The sequence below is a fragment of the Agrobacterium sp. MS2 genome (assembly GCF_003261015.1).
In the GTDB taxonomy this organism is placed as follows: domain Bacteria; phylum Pseudomonadota; class Alphaproteobacteria; order Rhizobiales; family Rhizobiaceae; genus Agrobacterium; species Agrobacterium pusense.
In genome coordinates, this window is the sequence record NZ_QLNF01000104.1 from 25,118 (window position 1) to 28,306 (window position 3,189).

The window sequence follows — 3,189 nt, forward strand, 5'->3', positions numbered from 1 at the left end:
CACTAGCGTCGTAAAAACCTGCGACGGTGCCTCCCATTTCTTCTCCCCGCCGGGGAGAAGGTGGCCCGAAGGGCCGGATGAGGGGGCAAGGGTCATGGTCAATCACACCGTTAAAAAAGCAGCAAAACGCCATCCAGGCAAAACCGCGCAGGCCAGAAAACTCCGCCGCGGGGAGACCGACGCCGAATACCGCCTCTGGTATGAACTCAAGGGCCGCAGGCTGAACGGTTTCAAATTCAGTCGACAGGTCCCACTTGGCGCTTACGTCGCCGATTTCGTCTGCCGAGAAAAAATGCTGATCGTCGAGCTGGATGGATCGCAGCACGCCGCCTCCAGGCATGACCTGCAAAGAACGCGCTGGTTGAACAGCCACGGCTACGCCGTTCTACGTTTCTGGAACCATGACGTTTTCGAAGACCTCTCCTCCACGCTCAATACCATCCTCGCTGTCTTGAACGCCGAGATATTCCTGCCCGATCATCCCGACCGTTATTCGCCAGCCCTCGCCACCGGGAACATAGTTCAATGACCGTCACCATCATCAAGAACGGCACCATCGTCACCGCCGACCTCACCTACAAGGCAGATGTGAAGATCGAGGATGGCAAAATCACCGAGATCGGCCCTGATCTCACCGGCGGCACCGTGCTGGATGCCACCGGATGTTACGTGATGCCCGGCGGCATCGATCCGCATGTGCATCTGGAAATGCCCTTCATGGGCACCTATTCCGCCGATGATTTCGAGAGCGGCACGCGGGCGGCGCTTTCCGGCGGCACGACGATGGTGGTGGATTTCTGCCTGCCGGAGCCGGGGCAGTCGCTTCTCGATGCCCTGCAACGCTGGGACAACAAGGCGACGCGCGCCAATTGCGATTACTCCTTCCACATGGCCGTCACCTGGTGGGGCGAACAGGTCTTCGATGAGATGAAGACGGTGGTTCAGGAAAAAGGCATCAACTCCTTCAAGCACTTCATGGCCTATAAAGGCGCCCTGATGGTGAATGACGACGAGATGTTCGCCTCCTTCTCGCGTTGCGCGGAGCTCGGCGCCATTCCCTTCGTGCACGCGGAAAACGGCGATATCGTCGCGCAGATGCAGGAAAAACTGATGGCGGAAGGCAATGTCGGGCCGGAGGCGCACGCCTATTCCCGCCCGCCGTCCGTGGAAGGCGAGGCCACCAACCGCGCCATCATCATCGCCGATATGGCCGGTGCGCCGCTTTACGTCGTCCACACCTCCTGCGAACAGGCCCATGAAGCCATCCGCCGCGCCCGGCAAAACGGCATGCGGGTCTATGGCGAGCCGCTGATACAGCACCTGATCCTCGACGAAGGCGAATATGCCAATCCCGACTGGGACCATGCCGCCCGTCGGGTGATGTCACCGCCCTTCCGTAACCGTCAGCATCAGGACAGCCTCTGGGCGGGTCTCGCCTCCGGCTCGCTGCAATGTGTGGCGACCGACCATTGCGCCTTCACGACCGAGCAGAAACGCTTCGGCCTCGGTGATTTCCGCAAGATACCGAACGGCACGGGCGGGCTGGAAGATCGCATGCCGCTGCTCTGGACCCATGGCGTGGCGACCGGCCGGCTGACGATGAACGAGTTCGTCGCCGTCACTTCCACCAACATCGCCAAGACCCTCAATATCTATCCGAGGAAAGGCGCGATCCTCGTCGGCAGCGACGCCGATATCGTCGTCTGGGACCCGGCGCTTACAAAGACCATCAGTGCGGCAAACCAGCAATCGGCCATCGATTACAACGTGTTCGAAGGGCAGAAGGTAAAGGGTCTGCCGCGCTACACGCTCTCGCGCGGGCTGGTGAGCGTTGAGGAAGGCACCATCGAGACACAGCCCGGCCACGGCCAGTTCATCGCCCGCGATCCCTATCCGGCCGTCAGCCAGGCGCTTTCCACCTGGAAGGAGCTCGTATCGCCACGCAAGGTGGAACGCACGGGCATTCCGGCATCGGGCGTGTGATCATGAGCGAGCCGAAACGCGAAATCCTCATCGCCGCCGCCATTCTCCTCAACGAGAAGCGGCAGATGCTCGTGGTGCGCAAGCGCGGCACCACGCAGTTCATGCAGCCGGGCGGCAAGATCGATCCGGGCGAAACGCCGGAACAGGCGCTTCGCCGCGAGCTGGCCGAGGAAATCGGCCTGACGCTGCCCGAAAATGCCGCGCGTTATGAGGGCATCTTTCGCGAGGAAGCCGCCAATGAGCCGGGCGCTGATGTCGTCGCCCATGCCTTTACCGCCAGGCTTCATAGCGAGGTCACCCCGCAGGCGGAAATCGAGGAAGTCCGCTGGCTCGATCTCGACCGCACCCCCCGCGTGACCATCGCCAGACTGACGGAAACCCAGATGCTGCCGCTGGCGCGCGCCGCCCTTACGGAAAGTGAAACCAAGCCGCGATGAACCAGGCCTCTTCCTATTCCGTCGTTTCCGCCAGAAAACTGGGCCTCACTTTCGAAACGGGGGATGGCCCGGTCCACGCCCTGTCCAATGTCGATCTCGACGTGAAAAAGGGCGACTTCGTCTCCTTCATCGGCCCTTCCGGCTGCGGCAAGACCACCTTTCTGCGGGTCATCGCTGATCTGGAAAAACACACGTCAGGCGACATCACCGTCAACGGCACCACGCCGGAAAATGCCCGCAAGGACCGCTCCTACGGTTACGTCTTTCAGGCGGCGGCTCTTTATCCTTGGCGCAGCATCGAAAAGAACATCGCCCTGCCGCTCGAAATCATGGGTTACAGCAAGGCCGAGCAGCGCGAGCGCATCGACCGTACAATGGACCTCGTCAACCTCAACGGTTTCGGCAAGAAATACCCCTGGCAACTTTCCGGCGGCATGCAGCAGCGCGCCTCCATCGCCCGCGCGCTTGCCTTCGATGCCGACCTGCTTCTCATGGACGAGCCGTTCGGCGCGCTGGATGAGATCGTGCGCGATCACCTCAACGAGCAGCTGCTGAAGCTCTGGGATACGACCGGCAAGACCATCTGCTTCGTGACCCATTCCATTCCCGAAGCCGTTTATCTGTCGACCAAGATCGTCGTGATGTCGCCGCGGCCGGGCCGGGTGACCGATGTGATCGAATCCAGTTTGCCTCGGGAACGGCCGCTGGAAATTCGCGAGACGCCGGAGTTTCTGGCGATTGCGCATCGGGTGCGTGAGGGGTTGAAGGC

General features: G+C 61.4%; 4 protein-coding genes. All 4 read left to right on the forward strand.

Features of this window, described 5'->3' with window-relative positions:
* The first annotated feature begins 94 nt into the window (after positions 1-94).
* Positions 95-529: an endonuclease domain-containing protein gene (locus DOU54_RS26940; RefSeq protein WP_113381284.1), complete on the forward strand. Its 435-nt coding sequence runs from the start codon at positions 95-97 to the stop codon at positions 527-529.
* Complete coding sequence (gene hydA / locus DOU54_RS26945; RefSeq protein WP_113381285.1) at positions 526-1,983, forward strand: dihydropyrimidinase; 1,458 nt, start codon at positions 526-528, stop codon at positions 1,981-1,983. The genes DOU54_RS26940 and hydA overlap by 4 nt, the downstream gene beginning before the upstream one ends.
* Before the next feature lie 2 nt (positions 1,984-1,985).
* Positions 1,986-2,420 carry an NUDIX hydrolase gene (locus tag DOU54_RS26950; protein ID WP_162749605.1) on the forward strand — a complete coding sequence of 145 codons (435 nt, stop codon included), beginning with the start codon at positions 1,986-1,988 and terminating at the stop codon, positions 2,418-2,420.
* Positions 2,417-3,189: ABC transporter ATP-binding protein (locus DOU54_RS26955; protein ID WP_113732190.1), on the forward strand; the 773-nt coding region annotated here is incomplete at its 3' end. The genes DOU54_RS26950 and DOU54_RS26955, both read left to right, overlap by 4 nt.